The sequence below is a fragment of the Streptococcus sp. ELY_86 genome (assembly GCF_058314495.1).
Genome location: NZ_JBZFUK010000002.1, coordinates 301,960 through 322,371 on the forward strand (window position 1 = coordinate 301,960; position 20,412 = coordinate 322,371).

Below are 20,412 nucleotides of genomic sequence, written 5' to 3' on the forward strand. Positions count from 1 at the left end.
AGCTTTAATTCAGTTTTGTCGTAACGACGGCCTTGGTAACAACTTGACTGCCGTGATAAATTTCAAAATCAAGTGTCGCACTCCGTCGACTTTCAGTGATGACCTTGGGCTGAATTTTCAGCAGGTCATCAATTTGAACGGCCTGTAAAAAGTATAACATCATTTGCTCAATAATGATATTCTTTTTGTGTTTTTGCGTCAAAACCCGCATGGTAATATCCTTTAAAAATTCCGTTAAAACGCCATGTGCCAGATTTCCTGCCGGATCAATCATAGCCGGCTCCACTACAAATTGAAAACCGGTTTTTTCCTCCTGCAGGTTGGCCGTAATCTGCTCACTGTAGGTATAGGTACTGGTTCTTTGAAAATTTTGCAGATTTTCCATCACCTGCCGGCGCGTAATAACGCCTAATAGGCTGTAGTCTTCCTTAACGACCGGCAGCATATCATAATCTTCAAAAATCATTTTTTGGCTGATATTGGCCAGACTCAGAGTTGGTTTGGCAACGACAGGATTTTTAGTCATCAGCTGATTGAGCACCATATTAGGATCCTTGCCGGCCACATCGCGCATACTGATAACACCCACAACCATATTGTGGCTGTTGATGACCGGATAGCGCACGTGATTGGTTTTTTTGATCAGATTGTTATAATCTCTGACTGTGTCTGTGTCGTGCAAGAAACCATGATAAAGCTTTTCCTGATAAACTTCCTCAACAGTTTTAATGTCCGTTTTGATGCGAACATTGGAAAGAGCCTGATTGATCAGCGTGGCAACGGTAAACGTATCATAATTGGTCACCATGACCGGAATTCCCAATTGATTGGAGGTTTCACGTACCCTTTCAGACACAGGAAAACCACCTGTTACTAAAATGGCATTTTTATTTTGCAGGGCCAAAAGCTGAATATTTTCACGGTCTCCGACAATCAGCAGACCATCTTTGGTCAGGTAGCGGTGGATATTGTCAATAGTCATGGCACCGATAGAAAATTTACTGAATTCATGACTGAGCCCGGACTCACCTGAGACCACTTCTGATTCGCTGATATTGGCAATTTCCCGGTAAGTCAGCTTGCTTAAGCGCACGCGCACCTTTTTCTCCACCCGAATGGTGCCGCTGCGCGGCCGTGTTTCCACTATCCCGCGGTTTTCCGCTTCTTTAATCGCCCGATAGGCTGTTCCGTCACTGACTTTCAAATGATTGGAAATGCTTCTGACACTGACGCGCTTGCCGATGGCCAGATTTTCCAAATATTCTAAAATATCCTGATGCTTGCTCATTCTGTCTTCTCACCTATCCTTAATTCATATCTTAAATAATCACGCATTTTATGCGTGTAGCGGTCGCTCCCCTTAAACTGCTTGACCAAATGAAAACCGGCTTTTTCTGCCACTCTGGCACTGGCTGCATTCTCTTTATGAATGACGATCTTCAGCAGCTTTAAATGAAATTCTTTAAAAGCCAGAAAAACCAAGGTTTTGACTGCTTCAGTTGTCAGCCCCTGTCCCCAGTAATCCTTGTGCAAAAAATAACCGATCTCGGCTGTTTGCGCCGTTAAATCGAGCTTGTCAAAGCGAATCGCACCAATCATTTTATGATTTTCCTTGTGCTCAAGAGCCCAGACACCCAGAGGGTTTTTCATGAAATAATGAACCAGCAAAAAATCACTCTCAGCCCGACTGGCCTGATGAGGAAAGATAAAAGGCAGGTTCTGTCTGTTTCCGGCTATCTCATAAAAATCCTTATGATCCTTAAAGGCAAAGGGGCGCATGAGGAAATGCTGGGTCTCAACTTCTGCAAAGCGTCCGAACTGTGTCCATATATCCATATTGTTATATTACAGTTTTTTTGCCCAAGAGTCAAAGAAAATGCCGTATTTTTAAGAATTCAGGATCTCTGAAAATGACTGTAACAGTTGTTTTTATAAAAGACAGATATATTTAGCCAGACTTTCTAAAATTAAAAAAAACGAGACCGCACAGATTCTTAGCCAGCAATCCCTGCTTGTCTCGTATTATCATTAAAGAGCCCCTACAACCTTATGAGGCAGGTATTTCTCATCCAGATAGGCCATATCCTCATCAGTCAGTTTTAGGTCAAAAGCACCCATAAAATCATCAAGATACTTCTCCTTAGTCACACCCACAATAGGCGAGTCAATCCCCTTTTGCCACAGCCAGGCCAGAGCAATCTGAGCACGAGAATGATTATATTTTTCAGCCAGTTCAGCAACACGTCTGACGATAACCATATCTTGCTCTTCTGTGCTGTCATATTTGGATTTTGCTGTTTCATCAGTCCTGCTTCTAGCCGTATCAGCTGTCCAATCGCGAACAACACGGCCTGCTGCGAAGGGACTGTAAGGCGCTAAACCGACGCCTGAATCCTTGCAAAACGGAATCATTTCTCTTTCGTCTTCACGGTAGAGCATATTGTAATGATTTTGCATAACAGAAAATTTGGTCCAGCCATTCTTTTCAGCTGTATACTGGGCTTTCTGGAATTGCCAAGCATACATGGCTGATGCGCCCAAATAATGTACTTTACCAGAACGGACCAAATCATTAAGCGCTGACATAGTTTCTTCAATCGGCGTGTTATAGTCCCAACGATGAATGTAAAGCACATCAATATAATCCGTTCCTAGACGCTTGAGACTGGCATTGACCTGATTAAAAATTGCCTTGCGTGAAAGTCCCGTTGTATTGCGCCCTTCATGCTGACCATCACCAAAGAAAAGTTTCGTAGCAATAATCATTTCCTCACGATCTGCAAAATCCCGAATAGCACGGCCAAGGTACTCTTCACTGCTGCCAGCACCATAACCATTAGCTGTATCAAAGAAATTGACTCCCAAGTCCAATGCTTTTTTAATAATAACTCTGCTTTTTTCCTCATCCAAAAGCCAGCCTGAGTGAAATCCTTTACTAGCATCACCAAAGCTCATACAGCCCAAGCAAATCTTAGATACCTCAAGTCCTGTTTTGCCTAATTTTGTATATTCCATAATATTATTTCCTTTCTTAAACTAAATGGTTTTCAGCCAGTTTTTAATAGTGGATGGACTTGATAAAATCCGGCCTTGCGGCAGATTAAGACCACTCCACAGTTCCATCGCTTTTTGCGCATCGTGATAGTCAGAGCCGCCTGATGTTGCAAAAGCAGCCGCTTTTTTATTGGTCAGATCAAGATTCTCAAGAACAGTGCGGATAATTTTCGGCGGAATGCCCCACCAGATCGGGTGACCTATGATCACTTGATCATAAGGAGTCAGATCCGGCAAGGCACCGCGATAAGCAGGGCGGCTGGCTTCATCATTTTGTTCCTGATTAGCCCTGCAGCCTGCATTTGTCCAGGTCAAATCTGCTGCTGAGTAATCTTTTTCAGGCAGAATCCGATAAAGATCTGCTCCTAATTCCTGAGCCATTGTTTCTGCGGCTCTTTTGGTATTCCCTGTATTGGAAAAATAGAGAATAAGCGTTTTTGTCATAGCTTTTTCCTCCTTTACTTAAACTTGATTTCATTATAATACTTGAAGTCGACTTCAAGTCAAGTAAAAATAGTATTTAAATTTTCAGACTGCCGCCAAAAGAACGCAAATGTCCTCCAAGCCGGGGAAACACCGACTGTTCAAATTCTGAGACAGGCTTTGCCCCAAAAAGAAGCAAAAAAAGGCCGGGATTTTTTAATCCCGAACCTTTTGTATCGCTTTATCTTACAGACTGTGCCAAATGTCTTTATCGTATTGTTCGATTGTCCTGTCTGATGAGAAGAAACCAGCCTTGGCAATGTTATGAAGCACTTTTTTGTTCCAAAGCGCTTGATTTTCGTAATCAGCCAGCATTTGTTCCTTCTTAGCAATGTAATCTTGCAAATCAATGAGGGTCATGAACCAGTCCTTATTGATCAATTCATGATAGAGGCGTTCTAAGCGTTCTTTTTTACCCAGAGCCAGAATATCAGGACTGACAATAAAATCAACAGCCTCTTTGATAGCAGCGTCATTAGCATAGTAGTCTTTAGCGACATAGGCATTTTTAGCATAGAGATCAATAATGGTGTCAGAATCCTTGCCAAAGGTGTAGATGTTTTCTTTGCCGGCCAGCTCAGCAATTTCAACATTAGCCCCGTCCATAGTTCCCAGAGTTAAAGCGCCATTGAGCATGAATTTCATATTGCCGGTACCGGAGGCCTCTTTAGAAGCCAGAGAAATTTGCTCAGAAATATCCGTTGCCGGAATCAGTTTTTCAGCGAGCGTGACATTGTAGTTTTCAACAAGGAAAACATTGAGATAAGGACTGACAGCCGGATCGTTATTGATTAGCTCTGACAGGCAAAGAATCAGATGAATAATGTCCTGAGCAATGGTATAGGCCGGCGCCGCCTTACCGCCAAAGATAACCGTAATCTTTCGCTTTGGCAGGCGGCGGTGTTTCTTAATTTCCAGATACTTGTGGATCACATAGAGGGCATTCATCTGCTGGCGCTTATACTCGTGGAAACGCTTGACCTGTGTACCGATGATGGAATTAGCATCCAGCTCAATTCCCTTATTTTCTTTCAAGTAGCGCTTAAGAGCGACCTTGTTGTCAAATTTAATTTTGCCCAAACGGTCATGAACCGCCTTATCATCCGCAAAAGCAAGCAGTTTTTCCAGCTGGCTGGCATCTGTCAGATAATCGTCTCCGATCAATTCTTTGATGTAAGCGGCTAAATCTTGATTGGCAAATTCCAGCCAGCGGCGGAAGGTTATTCCATTGGTTTTATTATTGAATTTTTCAGGATAAATGTCGTAGAAAGGCTTGAGCTCACTGTTTTTAAGGATTTCCGTATGCAGAGCAGCCACACCGTTGACACTGGTTGAAAAATGGATATCCAAGTGAGCCATGTGGACACGGTCGGACTTATCGATGATCTGCACAGCTTCATCATGGTATTTTGCACCAATCCGCTCATCCAGTTTTTTAATAATGGTAACCAAATGCGGAACCACTTCTTCTAAATAAGCCAACGGCCATTTTTCCAAAGCTTCCGCTAAGATGGTATGATTGGTATAGCCAACCATATTTTCAACGACAGACACTGCTTCATCAAAATCCAGACCGTGTTTTTCCGTCAGCAGACGAATCAGCTCCGGAATAACCATGGACGGATGCGTGTCATTGATCTGTACATAGGCATAATCAGCTAGATCATGGAGATTTGAACCGCGTTCAAGCGCTTCGTCTATTAAAAGCTGGGCTGCATTGGATACCATGAAATACTGTTGGTAAATACGCAGCAGCTCACCGTTTTTATCGGAATCATCCGGATAGAGGAAAAGGGTCAGATTTTTCTTGATTTCAGTTTTGTCAAAGGTAATGCCATCCTTGATCAGACCGTAATCGAGCCCATCAATATCAAATAAATTGAGGTAGTTTTTACTGTCCTTATGATAGCCTAAAATATCAATACGTTTCAGTGTCGATTTAAGGGTGAAATCACGGAAAGGAACAGCGTAGGAAATATCAGTCGGCATCAGCCAAGAATCATCTTCAATCCAGTAATCGGCTTTAGCTTCCTGCTGATTGTCCCGAAAGACCTGCTTAAAGAGACCGCAGTGATAATTGAGCCCGACGCCCTCACCGTTAATACCAAGCGTTGACATGGAATCAACAAAACAAGAAGCCAAGCGTCCCAGACCGCCGTTGCCAAGCGAGGGCTCCAGCTCGATATCTTCTACCTGACTGATAGATTTGCCGGCGGCAGCCAAATCGTCTTTGACAGCCTCATAAAGACCTAGGTTGATCAAATTGTTGGACAGTAATTTACCAATCAGAAATTCAGCTGAAATGTAGTAGACCTTGCGTTTAGAGCTGTTTTTAGGCATACCTTCAGCAGCTTCCTTGACAAAGTGCAAAAGCTGGATGTAGATTTCCCGATTGCTCAATTGTGAGAGGGCTTGCCCTGTTTTGTTCTCAGCATAGTTAGTGAACTGCTTCGTCTTTGATGTCATTTTCTTCATTTCCTCTTTGATATAGTTTCGTTAATGCAATTAAAAAGTCTTTTTTGTCCGAGGTCAGATCCTTAGCTCGCATGCGCCACTGCCAATTGCCGCCAATAGTAGACGGCGTGTTCATGCGCGAGCCGGCAGGCTTATCGAGCAGATCCTGCATGGTTAAGATTGCTGTATTGCTGGCGGTTGCAAAGAGCAGCCGCAGCATGGCTTGATTGACAGGCTCAATGGGCTGGCGGTGGGTATAGGCATCGACAAATTCCTGTTGCTTTGCACTTAGGTTATCATACCAGCCGTTAACGACTTCATTGTCATGAGTTCCAATATAGGCAACACTGTTAGGCACACAGCGGTGAGCCATGTCGATACTCTTACCTGTTAGATCATAAAAACCGAATTCCAAAACTTTCATACCCGGAAAGCCCGTATCCCGCAGGAGCTGTCTGGCTCTGTCATCAACATAGCCCAGATCTTCAGCAATAATCGGCAAATCTCCTAAAACATTTTGAACAGCTCTAAAGAGAGCAATACCGGGACCGGGCTGCCAGCTGCCGTTTTTGGCAGACTTAGAATCCCCCTCAATTTCCCAGTAATCGGAAAAGCCTTTAAAATGATCAATCCGCAGAACATCGTAAATTTTAAAGCTTTCCTGAATGCGGTAAATCCACCAGGCAAAGCCTGTTTCCCGATGATTTTGCCAGTCATAAATCGGATTGCCCCACAGCTGCCCCTCATCGCTGAATTCGTCCGGCGGACAGCCGGCTACTGACATAGGGTTCATATCCTCATCCAGTTTAAAGAGTTCGGGCATTGTCCAGACTTCAACGCTGTCAGTTGCTACATAGATGGGCATATCACCGATAATTTTAATATGGTTCTTATTGGCATAGGACTTGAGCGCCAGCCATTGTTCAAAAAAGAAATATTGAGTCACTTTATAATAGTTAATCTCATCAGCCAAGAGATGCCGATAATAAACCAGCCGCTCATCATCGCGCCGGATAGCCTTTTTATCTCCCCACTCCTGCAGGGCCTTATGACCAAAGTGCTCTTTGATAGCCATAAATTCAGCATAGTCATCAAGCCAAGTCTCGTTTTCCTCTTCAAACGCTTTTAATTGTTCATAATTTTTTTCGACAGCCAAAAAGTTGGCAACTGCCTTTTCTAAAATCGGCCTGCGAACCTTAAATAGGAGCGCATAATCAACAGCTTCCTCATCATCACCAAAGGAGACATCCGCATAATCAGTTTCTTTCAGCAGCCCGTCCTTTTGCAGCAAATCAAAATCAATAAAATTGATGTTGCCGGCAACCGCAGAAAAAGATTGATAGGGAGAGTCCCCGTAACTCGTTGAGGTCAAAGGCAGCAGCTGCCAGTAGGTCTGCTTGGTTTCCTTAAGAAAATCAACAAACTGATAGGCTTCCTGACCAAATGTACCGATACCAAATTTGCCCGGAAGAGAGCTGATATGCAGCAAAACACCGCTTGCACGTGTTTCCATACGTTTCTCCTTTAATTAAGATACTAAGGGCGTGAAGAAAGCGAGAAGAAAATAGGAGCCTAACGCCATGCGCTTTGCGCATCAGGTAGGCTGTCTTTTTCTCGACCTTTTAGCCCGTGTTCTATTACTAAGATACTAAGAGCATCAGCGAGCAAAGGCAAAATAGAAGGTTCGACGAAGAGTCGCAGGACTCTAGGAGAAGCTGTCTTTTTGACACAGCTCGCAGCTCGTGTTCTATTATTTGCTGAGCTAAGAGAATTATAGCGCAATCGTTTGCATAAGTCAATACCTTTCTCAGAACAAAAAACAGAGACTGAAACGATAGCTCATACCCTTTCAGTCTCTGTTTTTTCTTTACCAGCACCTAGATTCATTCAGCACGTCCATGGTAAGCAAATTTTTTACTCTTCAACAATTTTAATATCTGCTCCCAAGTGGGTTAATTTTTCAATAATATCAGAGTAGCCTCTCAGAATAAATTCGATATTGGAAATGACCGTCTGTCCCTTGGCAATAAGACCAGCAGTTACAAGAGCAGCTCCTGCACGCAGATCGGTTGCTTTAACCGGAGCACCTGTCAGTTCATTTGGCCCTTCATAAACAATCTGACCGCCCAGAACAGAGATATGAGCTCCCATTCGAGCCAGCTCCGCCACATGATTGACACGTTTCTCATAGATGGTATCACGGATTTTACCGCGGCCCTGAGCCTTTAATAAGAGAGGCGTAATGGGCTGCTGCAGATCGGTTGCAAAACCAGGATAAGGGGACGTTTTCAGCGAAACAGCCTTTAAATCGCCCTGCTTTTCCACAAAGATGCTGTCTTCTTCGATGGTCATGCGCACGCCCATTTCTTCCAGCTTTGAGATAAAGCTCTCTAAATGCTCGTACAAAACATTGGTGATTCTGACCCCTTGGCCGATAGCAGCTGCCATGGCAATGTAAGTTCCCGCTTCAATTCGATCGGGAATAACCTGATGACGAGTACCGTGGAGTCTCTCAACACCTTCAATAGTGATAATATCAGTTCCTGCACCGCGGATATGAGCTCCCATATTGTTTAAAAGCGTTGCAATATCAATGATTTCCGGTTCACGCGCAGCATTTTCAATAACCGTGCGCCCCTTTGCCTTGCTGGCTGCAATCATGGTATTGATGGTCGCTCCAACACTGACCGTATCCATGTAAATATGGGCACCCTTGAGCTCTCGGCCCTCGGTTGAAAGACGCATAGCTTCGCCTTCATAAGAAACGACGGCACCCATAGCTTCAAAAGCCTTTAAATGCAAATCAATAGGCCGGGGCCCCAAATCACAGCCTCCCGGCAGACCAACCACTGCCTGACCGAAACGCCCAAGCAAACCGCCGTAAAAATAGTAAGAAGCCCGCAGACTGTTAATTTTCCCATAAGGCATGGGAATATCCTTTACACCGCGCGGATCAATCCTAAGACTGTCTCCTTCGCGCTCAATGCTGGCTCCCATCAGGGTCATGATGTCAATCAAACTGTCCACATCACTGATCGCCGGAACCCCGTCCAAAGTCACAATATCATCCGCTAAAATAATGGCTGGAATCAGGGCAACAACACTGTTTTTTGCTCCCGAGACAGCCACTTCGCCTTTTAAAGGGCGGCCGCCGTTAATAACAATTTTCCGCATACAATCAAAACTTTCTTTAATCTTTAACTAGAATTCAACTAATCTATTTTATCACATCTTAAGTCACATTTCAAACTAACTGAATAATTAAAAAATAATGAAAACTTTTCCATATATAAAAAAGCAGGTTCCCCCTGCCTTTTCAGTCATTTTTAAGAGCTTTTTTGAGTGCCTCAGTCTTATCCAATTTTTCCCAAGGCAGATCAATATCAGTACGGCCAACATGCCCGTAAGCCGCAGTCTGACGGTAAATAGGACGCTTTAAGTCCAGCATCTTGATAATGCCTGCCGGACGCAAGTCAAAAATCTGGCGTACCGCTGCTTCCAGCTGACTTTCAGCAACCGTCCCCGTTCCGAAAGTATCCACACGGACTGAAACAGGCTGAGCTACTCCAATGGCGTAAGCCAGCTGAACTTCCACCTTCTTAGCAAGACCCGCTGCGACAATATTTTTAGCAATGTAGCGCGCTGCATAAGAAGCCGAACGGTCAACCTTTGTGGCATCCTTACCGGAAAAAGCACCGCCGCCATGACGGGCATAGCCGCCGTAAGTATCAACAATAATTTTGCGGCCGGTCAAACCGGAATCTCCTTGCGGTCCGCCGATAACAAAACGGCCGGTCGGATTGATCAGATACTTGGTCTTGTCATCTAGATACTCAGCCGGAATAACGGCTTTAATGACCTTTTCGATAACATCTTTGTGAATCTCTTCATTGCTTGCCTGGGGATCATGCTGCGTGGAGATGACAACCGTATCCACACGAATTGGCTTACTGTTTTCATCATATTCAACCGTTACCTGACTTTTAGCATCCGGCCGCAGATAGGCAATTTCGCCTGATTTTCGTAAATCTGCCAAACGTTTCACCAATTTATGTGATAAGGAAATTGGCAACGGCATCAATTCCGGTGTCTCATCAACGGCAAAACCAAACATGATTCCTTGATCCCCGGCACCAATCAAATCAAGCGCGTCCTGCTTATCATGTCCGCGTACCTCAAGAGCTTCATTAACGCCTTGGGCAATATCCGGCGACTGTTCAACTAAGGATGGGTGCACCCCGACTGTTTCGGCTGAAAAGCCGTATTCAGTTTTTGTATAACCAATTTCAGCAATGGTATCACGTACTATACGGTTAATATCCACATAAGCAGTCGTTGACATTTCACCAAAGACATGGACCGACCCTGTATAAACGACCGTTTCAGCGGCCACGTGAGCATCGGGATCCTGTGCTAAAACAGCATCTAAAATAGCATCTGAAATCTGGTCTGCAATCTTATCGGGATGTCCCTCAGATACAGATTCAGACGTAAACAATTTACGTTCTGACATAAAAATGTCCCCCTTTTAATAAAAATAATTGCTAGGAATCTTACTGATAATTTAATTGTAAAAACAAAACTACTATCTTCTTGATTCCATTACTTTTACAGAGAAATAAAAAAGATTTTCTTTATTCCTCTTAATGATAGCGCAAGAAAACCCATATCAGCTGATCCCAAGGAGTTACGACGTCACAAGCCAAAATTTTTTAATGTTGGCTTGCAGCCAGTAAGCCGCTTAGGAAAAATCACCTAGGATTTTCCGTCGTTTTATGAGCAAGCTGACTTGCCATAAAACTTAGCGAGTTAAAAAGTTACAAAGCACTGATTTGCAGCAGCGATTAATGTCTGATGAGCTCGGATAAGCTGTCCTCAATATCTGACATGCCGTACAAATCACCTTTTCGGGACTTATTAACTGTTCTATTGTACCACGTTTTGACCCAATAATTTAAAAAAACCTATATTTTTTCACAATAGCAGGATATAAATGGGACTAATAAAAAAGAGCGGCGAGAACTTAGAAGCCTCATTTTTTCTAAGTTCTGCACACTCTTGTCAATGTCTAATTCGCATTTGAAAAACCCTTAAAACCTTCCGGCATTCCCTTGCTGAGATGTTTAATAGAATCACTGCCCGGAATAGGCGGCAGACCAGCGGATCCTTCTGCGGTAAAGGCCTGCAATAAACCGGGCGTCCAGTGCGCTTTTTCCAGCTGCTCTGGAGATATCTCGTGAGCAATGGTGTCACCTTTGCCCTCGTCAATCTTCTTGCCAAAGAGAGGATCTACAATCGTACCGCGCCCAACCGCAATCAAATCCGTGTAATTCTCAACAGCATCCTTAGCAGCTTCTTCTGAGAAAACACCGCCGACAGCAATCAGCTTGGTCTGATCATCCAGGATTTCCTTGAAGTATTCCGCAAAAGAACGTTCAGCACCCTGCGGCTTAGAAGCGTAGCCATTCCACAGGGAAAGATGAATGTAATCAAGATCATTTTTAATGACTTCTTTGATCAGAGCCAGCGCCTCCTTATAGGTATAGCCGATGGTATTTCCGTGAATTTCTTCCGGGCTGATGCGGTAGCCGACGATGAAATCATCGGGGGCGTACTGAGCAACCACGCGCTTAACTTCGTGAACAACTGCAAGCGGAAAAGCCATTCGTTTTTCTAACGAACCGCCCCATTTATCCGTTCGCTGATTGGAAAAAGCTGAAAAGAACTGCTGAATACCGTAGTGGTTAGCCCCGTGAATTTCGACACCGTCAAAACCGGCATCAATAGCCCGCTTGGCTGCGCGGCCGAAATCCTTGATAATCTCTTCAATTTCATCCCCGGTCATTTCCCGAACGGGATAGGACAGAAATGAAAAGTCCAAAGCTGAAGGCGCCAGAACCTCTTTGCCCTTAGCAGCACGGCCCATAGCTTCACGGCCGCCGTGATGAATCTGCAAAATGGCCTTATTCCCATCTTTCTTCAGTGCCCGAGCGATTGATTTGATAGAGTCTAAATGTTCATCATCATAGATGCCCAGCTGCTCAGGAAAACCGGCCGGTGTACATGGTCCGCCGGTTTCACTGACATAGTGATACTCAGCAATCAAAAGTCCTCCGGCCTGCGAACGTGCACCGTAATAGTCCAGCGTATCTTCTGACGCAAAACCGCCTTCCTTGCCTGAGAAAGTCAGCATCGGCGGCAGGACAATGCGGTTGTGCACTTTTGCACCATGGCGAAAGGTAATCTCATCTGTAAGTTTATGAACCATTTTCTTTTCCTCCTTTTTATGACTGTGCGAAAGCGTTTTCTCATTTTTATTATAGCATTATTAAAAGAAAAGGAGATAAAAAAAGCGAAATCGTAAAGCTAATCTTTCCCTTTTTACAATATTAACAAAAGTCTCTACAACAATAGTTTGAACAGAAATTTTTATATGATTAACTGTATACCATTATAAAGATTGATAGCTAAAACCAGCAAAATAATAGATTGAAAAACAAAGGAAACCTTTTTCGGGCTCAAAATTTTGCTTAATCTTGCACCGATTAGTCCCCCGAAAATAGCAGCAGGTATGATATAAAGCAGAATGGTCATATCAAACATACCAAAACCGCTTGTCAGAGCTATTGTTATGATTTTGGTTAGCTGTGAAAAAAAGATGGTACAAATTGAATAGACGGTCGCATCCTTGATAGGCATCGAAAACATGAGCATCAGAAGAGAAACATTAATTGGCCCGCCTCCAATACCTAATAGACTGGCTAATGTTCCTAAAACAAGACCACAAAAAACATAATACACTATTGATTGGAAATGATAAGATGCAAAAGAATTACGTGAATAGATAAAGGCAAAAACTAAAGTAATACAAGTTAGTATAATTTGCACTCCCTGAGTTAGAGCTTCAGATTGATAATAACTTTGAATCAGTTCAAATAAAAAATTACCTAAATAGCCTCCTATAATAGAGCCCGAAGCTAAAAAACTTATATTTTTCCAATTGACCACAATACCATTTTTAATCTGACGCCAAGTCGATACTAAGGACATAGTAAAAACCGCTGCACTAGAGTAAAAAGAAATACTGGCAACATCGTGTGCACCAATAAAATCAAAAACCGGCTTGATAATAACACCGCCACCCATGCCAGAAATTGCTCCCACACTATTAGCAAGAATAATAACCCAAAAATATAAAATACCAATCATGGCAGCTCCTTTATAAGACCTGTAAAATATCATCAATCTGCGGTATAAAGTCTGATAGAAAATTCTGATAACCACAAAAATCTTTCTTTTCATCCACATACATGGCATCTTTCATCCGCTTACAGCCACCTCGGCACATCTTGATAAACGGACAAGATTCACATTTTGCAGGCAAGTCAGATAAGGAGCGTGAACAAAGAAACCTTTTGGAAATTTTACTCAAAAACATGTCTCGCAAGCCCATTTCCTGAATATAACCTAAACGATACTCATCCAAGGCATAGAAATCACAGGGATAGACACTACCATCCCCTTCAATGACATACTGAATTTGGCAATTTCCCAGCATACCACAAGCAGTTACTTGATGACGTACAAGGAGGTTAAGGACATCATCAAAAAGCTTAATAGAAATATAATTTCCTTTATCCAGTTCTGCCTGCCAAAGTGGCAGAATCTCATGGTAAAATCTAGCAAATCCTTGCGGTGTCAGTGCATATTGACCACATTCTACTGCATTTAAGTCATCTAAACAGGGGATAAACTGCATATAACGAATCTGTTCATCTTTGATAAACTGAAAAACTTCCTTAGCATGATAGGACAGTTCCTCAGTCAATACACAAAGTACATTGTATTCAATTTTATATTGATCAAAAAGATCTTTTGTTAGCTTAACACGGTGAAAGGTCCCACGGCCGCGTGTATCTAAACGATTGAGATCGTGGTACATAGGCAACCCATCAATGGATAAACCTACCAAAAACTGATGCTCCTTAAAAAATTCACACCAACGCTTATTGATAAGTGTTCCATTAGTTTGAATAGCATAATTGACCTTAACTTGTTTACTTTCGCTTTCAACACAAGCAACAACATGGCGAAAATAAGGTAAACCTGCCATGGTTGGTTCACCGCCTTGAAAAGCAATTGTTAATTCATCTCCATCCGCCAAATCCCGAAATATATTATGAACCATCTTTTCAGCAGTTTCAAGCGTCATGTTACCATAAGACTTTACTTCTCGTAGAGAGGTCACATCAGCATAAAAACAATATTTACAACGCAAATTACAGTATGACGAAGCTGGTTTAACAAGAATGGAAATATGTTTCATACTGATACCTCCTCAATTATAAATATTTCATCAACCCTAATCTTTCGAATTCACTTTTTGGAGCTTCCACTTTCTTCATTAATTTTATTAATTTTCCGATCATCTTTTCTTCAATTTGATTATTATCAAGAGGAGTGCTTTGTGATGGATCATTTTCCATATCAAATAGCAAGTTACCTACTGAATAAGAATCTATGTAATTATCCATCTCAATTTCAGTATATGGGTAGTGATTAGAAAATCTGTTTCCTTCACATAAAATCATAGAGTCTAATGATTTTTTATTGATAAATCCTCTCATCATCGTATAAGCTGTTGTTTGGATTCTCAGAGGAGCATTATTTGAATTTTGTGAAGCTCTCATATAAATATATTTCCCATCATAAACACTTACATGACCACCATTAGTTCCAAAAATAATTGTGTTATGAAGTTCCTCTCCTTCGTTTAGTAAGTGTAAAAGAGATTTACCATCCATATCCAGATGATTATCAATTCTAAAATAATCTAGTAATGTAGCAGGAATATCTATTGTTTGAGCTAATTTTTGAATATGGGTTCCATTTTTCGAACCTGGAAAACTTATAAAGAAAGGCAAATGAATGACTTCATCATACATTGGGGGAATATTTTTACCCAGCCAATCATGCTCACCTAGTAATAATCCATGGTCTGTGTTAAAAATCAGCAATGTATCATCCCACATATTATTTTTATCAAAAAAGTCCAACACTCGTCCTAAATGAAAATCACACATTGAAATTAAGGCAGCATATTCTTCTTGCAACTCTTTTAAATCACCTGCATTAACATCATCAGTAACCCTGCCATACTTAGGCCAAAAATATGGTGATTTTTCCAATATTTTTTGATATTGTTTACAATATTTATCAGGCACATAAAATGGTTCATGTGGGTCAAAGCATTCAATTTGTAAGAACCAATTATCATCATCCTTATACTCTTCTAAAAATTGAAGACCAGCATCAATTGTCTTCACACTTGACATATTCTCTTCAGTTTCTTGTCTTGTCCGATTAGAATAATGCTGAATCACAGATAGACCTTGTTTATTTTTAGAATTATAGTCATCAGGAACTTTATTATGAATTCTAGGAACCCATCGATCCCCTTCTTGACCTCGGAAACCTTCCCATGTTGAATAGCGATTATGATAAGTTGCTCCTCCATCTTCAAAATAGTGGGAATGATCCGTAACCAAATGACAATAAATCCCATTATCCTGAAGCACCTCAAAAACAGATTTATCAAAAACTTCTAATGGCCCCCACATACGATGCAGGAAATTATAACGACCTGTATGAAGCTCCCGGCGAGCAGGCATGCAAGGCATACTACCACCATAAAAGTTATCAAAAGTAACAGTCTGCTTCCTTAACCTCTCAAAATTTGGAGTATCTACCCAATCATTCCCATAATTAGATAAAAAATCTTTTGCTAGAGTATCAAACATAACAACTACTGCACGCATTTACTTCACTCTCCTTTACACAATAATGCTTAAAACTTTATCCTTATCATAATCTTTTTCGAAGTCTGCTGCAATAACATCAAGATAGTCTTTTGAGTTAGTAATTACTACCGGAGTTACAATGGAATAACCTTCTTGTTGAATAGCATTAATATCAAATTCAAGTAATAGTTGGCCTTTAGTGATGGTTTCCCCCTGTTTGACTTTCGCATTAAAATATTTACCTTGTAAATTGACAGTATCCATTCCGACATGAATCAGCATTTCAACACCACTGTCAAGTTTAAGTCCAATTGCGTGATTTGATGGTAAAACTGTTTCAACAATACCATTATCAACAGCAAATATTTTACCTTCACTTGGTTTAACAGCAAATCCTTTTCCTAAAAGTCCTTGAGAAAAGGCAGCATCTTCAACTTCACTCAATGGAAGACATTCACCTTTAATTGGGGAAGCTAACTCAATTAAATTTGTTAAATTTGAAGTTTTTTTAGTGTTTTCTGAGATATCCTCATTTTCTGTATTGTCATTCATTTCCAAGGAATCATATGAAGGATCGTAAGCAATAGTCATTGTTAATATAAAGCTCAATAAGAAGGCGGTACTAATACCAATGATAACTCCTAAAAATCCCTTATCCATACCCGTTTCTGGATTGATATAGTTTGATAAACCAAATATCCCCATACCTCCTGCAATATAGCCACGACTACCAAAGAAGCCCATAATTATACCACCAACTGCAGCTGATGCCAAAGTTGCATAGAAAGGTTTTTTGCGAGGTAAAGTAATACCGTACAGTGATGGTTCAGATATACCAAAAAGACTTGATACAAAAGCAGGGATACCAATTTCACGAATTTTTGGATTTTTAGAACGGATAACAACTGCAAGCACAGCTGCTGCTGTAGCAAATGGAGTTCCTAACATCAATGTCAAGACAGGATCATAACCAAGAGTTGTCAAATTATTAATACTAATTGGAATTAAACCCCAGTGTAGACCAAACATAACAAGAACTTGCCAAAAACCACCGATTATTGCACCAGATACAATTGGACTTAATTGATATATCCAAACAATTATTGCTCCCAGTAAATTTCCTACCCATGTTGCAACTGGTCCAATAATAAGATATGCTAGCGGTACCATTGTAATCATGACACCAAAAGGAATAAAGAAGTTACGGACAAGACTAGGAACTACTTTTTGGAAAAATTTCTCAACTTTAGATGCAAAAAATGTGGTAATAATAATTGGAATAACACTTTGTGTGTAATTCATTAAAATAACTGGTAATCCTAAAAATGTCAAATGAATTGGTGAAGCAAAAATGGTCCCCTTAAACAAGGTATATAGTGGATCTCCTTGAGCTAAATTAGACACCGCTGGATATACTAAAGAAGCTCCTAATGCCATCCCTAAAAATGGTTTTAATCCAAATTTCTTAGCTGAGGTATACCCTAGAAAAATTGGGAAGAAATAAAATAGACAGTCACCAGCTGCTTGAAGAAGTGCGTAAGTTCCTGTTGTATTAGTATAAAGCTTTAGTGAAACAAATAAAACATTCAATCCTTTAATCATACCAGTAGCGGTCAGAAGACTGAGTGTAGGTGTAAAAATTCCTGAAATCAAATCAATAACTCTGTCTAAAAGCTTTTTATCAGAATTATCTTCCTCAGCAGAAGTTTCAGTGTTCAGCCCCGCATAAGTTATAAATTCATCATAAACTTCTCCTACATGATTCCCAATGACAACTTGATATTGTCCACCGCTTTGGACAACTGTAACGATACCATCCGTATTTTTAAGAACATCAGTGTTAGCTTTTGATTCATCTTTGAGTTTAAAACGCAAGCGAGTGATGCAGTGGGTTAGACCATTGATATTGTCTTTACCACCTACATTTTCTAAAATAAGTTTTACCAGTGCTTCATACTTCATAATTTTTTCCTTTCTTTATTTCAAAGTAAAAAGGCATAACCAAACAAGTATAAAGGCTCTTCCTTTTAGTAACTCATTTGGTCATGCCTGCTTTACCAGTAACACCCTATTGGTTTTCGATTAATTTTTGAATGTGTAACGTCAGATAAAGCTGCTCATCATCATTCAAAGTTACTTTTAAATAGTTCTCAATTAATTTAGTAGTATCATACGCTTGAGGATAACGTTCGACAACATTGACTAACAATGGATTTGATTTATCAGAATCCTTCAAAGCATGGATTCTTTTAAAAAAGAACCGCAAATGTGTTACAAATCGGTCAAAAGCTAAGCTGGATTCATCAATTTCAATACGGTTATGCATTCTAATCAAAGCTGTAATATCTCTGATTTTTTTAGTAACTCCTTGAACATCAAAAATACTCTGACTATTTTCTAGTTGTGCATTGATAAAGTGCATTGCAATATTGCCAACTTCACTATCATTAATATCAACATTAATTTGACTGCGAATCAAATTCAGCGCATAGTCTCCAATGGCATACTCCGAAGGATAGAATTTTTTAATCTCCCAAGATAAAGGATTATTAATAGTAAACCCTTCCTTAGATAATTTAATCAAATTATACAAATGATCAGTTAATGAAATATAAATTGTATTTGAAATTTCATAATTTAACCGTTCTTTTGCATAATTGATAATCTCATCAGCAAGTGAAGCATAAGCAACTGGAATATCTTCCAAAAGCTGGGCAAAACGGTTTGTGTTGGCTTTATTCATAGCAATAAATTTTCTCTCAATTTTTTCCTCAGGAATTTCCTGACCAACTTTTTGATTAAAACCAATACCCCCACCGAAAATAATATAGTCAGTCTTACTTTCTTCAGCAAGTACAGAGTTATTATTGAGAATTTTTTTAATTCTCACTTGACACCCCCTCCTTAGAAATAGAAAAAGCTGAACCAGCATACACAAAAAGCTTTGCTTTGAGGTATGCGGTCCAGCCTGATATATCAGTAACTGCCCTGTATTTAATTTTATTGTAACACTATCTTTCTGAAATGTAAAGGCTTACTTTATTTTTTTACTAATAAAATTTATCTTACTAAATATTTTAAAAGACAAAAATCGGTAGCTATGGATGACTATTTCTGTCTGCTATACCCCAAATAGTTCACTTAAGATTCCTAGCAACAGCTAGCGAAAATGTTTATAATATCTCCCCCTTTTAACTTTACTGCTTTGGTAAATAAAAAACTAAGTATAACACTGGTTCTGTTAAAAAATATTTTTCTTTGATAAATAGACAATTTTAGCTGGTTCAATCTTGCCAAGAAACTTCTTTCTATCCCTCCTCCTTTTTTATGCTACAATATAATAAAATACAGATCTTAACAGAGGGTGAACTATGAAAACATATGAAAAAATTTATCAAGTATTGGCTCAGGCAGATGATTTTGTGACCGGAGAGGTTTTGGGAAAAGAACTTGATATTTCCCGGACAGCAGTCTGGAAGGCCATGCAGACCTTGGAGGCCAAAGGACTTGTGATCGAATCTGTTAAGAACAGAGGCTACCGTTTGATTTCAGGAGATCTTTTGCTGCCGGAAGCAATTGAAAAAGCAACCGGAATCAAAGTCTTTTGCAACGAAAAAAGCACCTCAACTCAGCTGGATGCTAAGGCCGGAATTGAAAGGAGAGATCCTGTACCGGCTCTTTATTTGGCCCCCAGCCAAAAAGCAGCCAAAGGACGCTTTAAACGGCAGTTCTTTACTCCGGAGTCCGGCGGAATCTACATGTCCTTGCATCTGCACCCTGAACTTCCCTTTAAAGAACTCCCTGCCTACACCTTGATGGTTGCTTCCAGTTTGATTAAAGCGGTCTCCAGACTGACCGGCATTGATCCTGAGATTAAATGGGTCAATGATATTTACCTGGACGGTAAAAAGATTGCCGGCATCCTGACCGAAGCGGTCTCTTCCATAGAAACCGGGATTATTACCGATGTCATTATCGGTATGGGCATTAACTTTTATGTCACTGATTTTCCTGAAGATTTAAAGGACAAGGCAGCTAGCCTTTTTTCAGAAAAACCCACTGTTACGCGCAATGAACTCATTGCTGAAATTTGGAATATCTTTTTTAACATCCCTAAGGCTGATCTCATTAAGGTCTACAAAGAAAAATCACTCGTCTTAGACAGACAAGTGACCTTTGTTGAAAATGATGTTACTTACAGAGGAACAGCCGTAGATATCACTGATGCAGGACAGCTCATTGTTCAGCTGGAAAACGGGGAAGAAAAGGTGCTTAATAGCGGGGAAATTAGTCTTTCTTCTTGGTAGCCGCCAGTACTGCCTTGGTAAACTTAGTGATGAGATAGGCCTTGCGCAGACTGCGAAACAGCAAAAGCCCCCAAAAGCCGGCCCAAAAATACTGACCGTCTAAAACAGCATCATTGAAAAAAATCGTTTCAGTCACGGTTATCAGCACCATGACAGCAAAGTCTTGTTTTAACATACACTTATTGTACCAGAAAAAAAGGCTGATACAAAAAGATTTGTACGGCTTTCGCCGCATCATTAGCTTGTACATGGACAGCGTGCCTTCCAAAAACCAAAAAATACTTTCAAAAAAAACGGTGACTACTCTAAGCTCA

16 protein-coding genes are annotated in these 20,412 nt (G+C 40.7%); 1 reads left to right on the forward strand and 15 read right to left on the reverse strand.

Annotated features, from left to right (window positions below):
- Nucleotides 1-4: 4 nt before the first annotated feature.
- From spxR to AC4HAN_RS04485, 14 genes are all read right to left on the reverse strand, one after another.
- Nucleotides 5-1,288 carry a CBS-HotDog domain-containing transcription factor SpxR gene (gene spxR / locus AC4HAN_RS04420; RefSeq protein ID WP_491091385.1) on the reverse strand — a complete coding sequence of 428 codons (1,284 nt, stop codon included), beginning with the start codon at nucleotides 1,286-1,288 and terminating at the stop codon, nucleotides 5-7.
- Nucleotides 1,285-1,836: a GNAT family N-acetyltransferase gene (locus AC4HAN_RS04425; RefSeq protein ID WP_491091386.1), complete on the reverse strand. Its 552-nt coding sequence runs from the start codon at nucleotides 1,834-1,836 to the stop codon at nucleotides 1,285-1,287. The genes spxR and AC4HAN_RS04425 overlap by 4 nt, the downstream gene beginning before the upstream one ends.
- A gap of 192 nt (nucleotides 1,837-2,028) precedes the next feature.
- Nucleotides 2,029-3,015 (reverse strand): aldo/keto reductase, encoded by a 987-nt coding sequence (locus tag AC4HAN_RS04430; RefSeq protein ID WP_491091387.1) that lies wholly within the window; start codon nucleotides 3,013-3,015, stop codon nucleotides 2,029-2,031.
- 21 nt (nucleotides 3,016-3,036) lie between these two features.
- Nucleotides 3,037-3,498 carry a flavodoxin gene (locus AC4HAN_RS04435; protein WP_491091388.1) on the reverse strand — a complete coding sequence of 154 codons (462 nt, stop codon included), beginning with the start codon at nucleotides 3,496-3,498 and terminating at the stop codon, nucleotides 3,037-3,039.
- A 225-nt stretch (nucleotides 3,499-3,723) separates the two neighbouring features.
- On the reverse strand, nucleotides 3,724-6,003 hold the full coding sequence (glgP, locus tag AC4HAN_RS04440) for a glycogen/starch/alpha-glucan family phosphorylase (RefSeq protein ID WP_491091389.1): 2,280 nt from the start codon (nucleotides 6,001-6,003) through the stop codon (nucleotides 3,724-3,726).
- Nucleotides 5,975-7,504 carry a 4-alpha-glucanotransferase gene (gene malQ / locus AC4HAN_RS04445; RefSeq protein ID WP_491091390.1) on the reverse strand — a complete coding sequence of 510 codons (1,530 nt, stop codon included), beginning with the start codon at nucleotides 7,502-7,504 and terminating at the stop codon, nucleotides 5,975-5,977. Before malQ ends, glgP begins: the two co-directional genes overlap by 29 nt.
- A gap of 401 nt (nucleotides 7,505-7,905) precedes the next feature.
- Nucleotides 7,906-9,165: a UDP-N-acetylglucosamine 1-carboxyvinyltransferase gene (gene murA, locus AC4HAN_RS04450; protein WP_491091391.1), complete on the reverse strand. Its 1,260-nt coding sequence runs from the start codon at nucleotides 9,163-9,165 to the stop codon at nucleotides 7,906-7,908.
- 142 nt (nucleotides 9,166-9,307) lie between these two features.
- Entirely contained in the window at nucleotides 9,308-10,504 is a 1,197-nt protein-coding gene (metK, locus tag AC4HAN_RS04455; RefSeq protein ID WP_491091392.1) for a methionine adenosyltransferase, read from the reverse strand.
- Nucleotides 10,505-11,059: 555 nt separating this feature from the next.
- On the reverse strand, nucleotides 11,060-12,259 hold the full coding sequence (locus tag AC4HAN_RS04460) for an NADH-dependent flavin oxidoreductase (RefSeq protein ID WP_491091393.1): 1,200 nt from the start codon (nucleotides 12,257-12,259) through the stop codon (nucleotides 11,060-11,062).
- Between the two features lie 161 nt (nucleotides 12,260-12,420).
- Nucleotides 12,421-13,200 carry a sulfite exporter TauE/SafE family protein gene (locus tag AC4HAN_RS04465; RefSeq protein ID WP_491091394.1) on the reverse strand — a complete coding sequence of 260 codons (780 nt, stop codon included), beginning with the start codon at nucleotides 13,198-13,200 and terminating at the stop codon, nucleotides 12,421-12,423.
- 10 nt (nucleotides 13,201-13,210) lie between these two features.
- The gene (locus AC4HAN_RS04470) at nucleotides 13,211-14,317 is read right to left on the reverse strand and encodes an SPASM domain-containing protein (RefSeq protein ID WP_491091395.1); all 1,107 of its coding nucleotides are present in this window, start codon (nucleotides 14,315-14,317) and stop codon (nucleotides 13,211-13,213) included.
- A gap of 16 nt (nucleotides 14,318-14,333) precedes the next feature.
- Nucleotides 14,334-15,809, reverse strand: coding sequence for a sulfatase (locus tag AC4HAN_RS04475; RefSeq protein ID WP_491091396.1), 1,476 nt, complete (start codon nucleotides 15,807-15,809; stop codon nucleotides 14,334-14,336).
- A gap of 15 nt (nucleotides 15,810-15,824) precedes the next feature.
- Nucleotides 15,825-17,753, reverse strand: coding sequence for a beta-glucoside-specific PTS transporter subunit IIABC (locus tag AC4HAN_RS04480; protein ID WP_491091397.1), 1,929 nt, complete (start codon nucleotides 17,751-17,753; stop codon nucleotides 15,825-15,827).
- A gap of 106 nt (nucleotides 17,754-17,859) precedes the next feature.
- Complete coding sequence (locus tag AC4HAN_RS04485; RefSeq protein ID WP_491091398.1) at nucleotides 17,860-18,681, reverse strand: PRD domain-containing protein; 822 nt, start codon at nucleotides 18,679-18,681, stop codon at nucleotides 17,860-17,862.
- Nucleotides 18,682-19,162: 481 nt separating this feature from the next.
- On the opposite strand from AC4HAN_RS04485, the gene birA reads away from it, so the two are divergent.
- Nucleotides 19,163-20,098 carry a bifunctional biotin--[acetyl-CoA-carboxylase] ligase/biotin operon repressor BirA gene (gene birA / locus AC4HAN_RS04490; RefSeq protein ID WP_491091399.1) on the forward strand — a complete coding sequence of 312 codons (936 nt, stop codon included), beginning with the start codon at nucleotides 19,163-19,165 and terminating at the stop codon, nucleotides 20,096-20,098.
- Here the strand turns inward: birA and AC4HAN_RS04495 are convergent.
- A complete protein-coding gene (locus AC4HAN_RS04495) occupies nucleotides 20,079-20,273 on the reverse strand; it encodes a DUF3272 family protein (protein WP_491091400.1) in 195 nt (64 codons plus the stop codon). The genes birA and AC4HAN_RS04495 overlap by 20 nt on opposite strands.
- Nucleotides 20,274-20,412 lie beyond the last annotated feature (139 nt).

Coding starts and splice junctions, on each gene's coding strand:
- spxR (WP_491091385.1), bottom strand. CDS start 1,288: ATGAGCAAGCATCAGGATATTTTAGAATATTTGGAAAATCTGGCCATC.
- AC4HAN_RS04425 (WP_491091386.1), bottom strand. CDS start 1,836: ATGGATATATGGACACAGTTCGGACGCTTTGCAGAAGTTGAGACCCAG.
- AC4HAN_RS04430 (WP_491091387.1), bottom strand. CDS start 3,015: ATGGAATATACAAAATTAGGCAAAACAGGACTTGAGGTATCTAAGATT.
- AC4HAN_RS04435 (WP_491091388.1), bottom strand. CDS start 3,498: ATGACAAAAACGCTTATTCTCTATTTTTCCAATACAGGGAATACCAAA.
- glgP (WP_491091389.1), bottom strand. CDS start 6,003: ATGACATCAAAGACGAAGCAGTTCACTAACTATGCTGAGAACAAAACA.
- malQ (WP_491091390.1), bottom strand. CDS start 7,504: ATGGAAACACGTGCAAGCGGTGTTTTGCTGCATATCAGCTCTCTTCCG.
- murA (WP_491091391.1), bottom strand. CDS start 9,165: ATGCGGAAAATTGTTATTAACGGCGGCCGCCCTTTAAAAGGCGAAGTG.
- metK (WP_491091392.1), bottom strand. CDS start 10,504: ATGTCAGAACGTAAATTGTTTACGTCTGAATCTGTATCTGAGGGACAT.
- AC4HAN_RS04460 (WP_491091393.1), bottom strand. CDS start 12,259: ATGGTTCATAAACTTACAGATGAGATTACCTTTCGCCATGGTGCAAAA.
- AC4HAN_RS04465 (WP_491091394.1), bottom strand. CDS start 13,200: ATGATTGGTATTTTATATTTTTGGGTTATTATTCTTGCTAATAGTGTG.
- AC4HAN_RS04470 (WP_491091395.1), bottom strand. CDS start 14,317: ATGAAACATATTTCCATTCTTGTTAAACCAGCTTCGTCATACTGTAAT.
- AC4HAN_RS04475 (WP_491091396.1), bottom strand. CDS start 15,809: ATGCGTGCAGTAGTTGTTATGTTTGATACTCTAGCAAAAGATTTTTTA.
- AC4HAN_RS04480 (WP_491091397.1), bottom strand. CDS start 17,753: ATGAAGTATGAAGCACTGGTAAAACTTATTTTAGAAAATGTAGGTGGT.
- birA (WP_491091399.1), top strand. CDS start 19,163: ATGAAAACATATGAAAAAATTTATCAAGTATTGGCTCAGGCAGATGAT.
- AC4HAN_RS04495 (WP_491091400.1), bottom strand. CDS start 20,273: ATGTTAAAACAAGACTTTGCTGTCATGGTGCTGATAACCGTGACTGAA.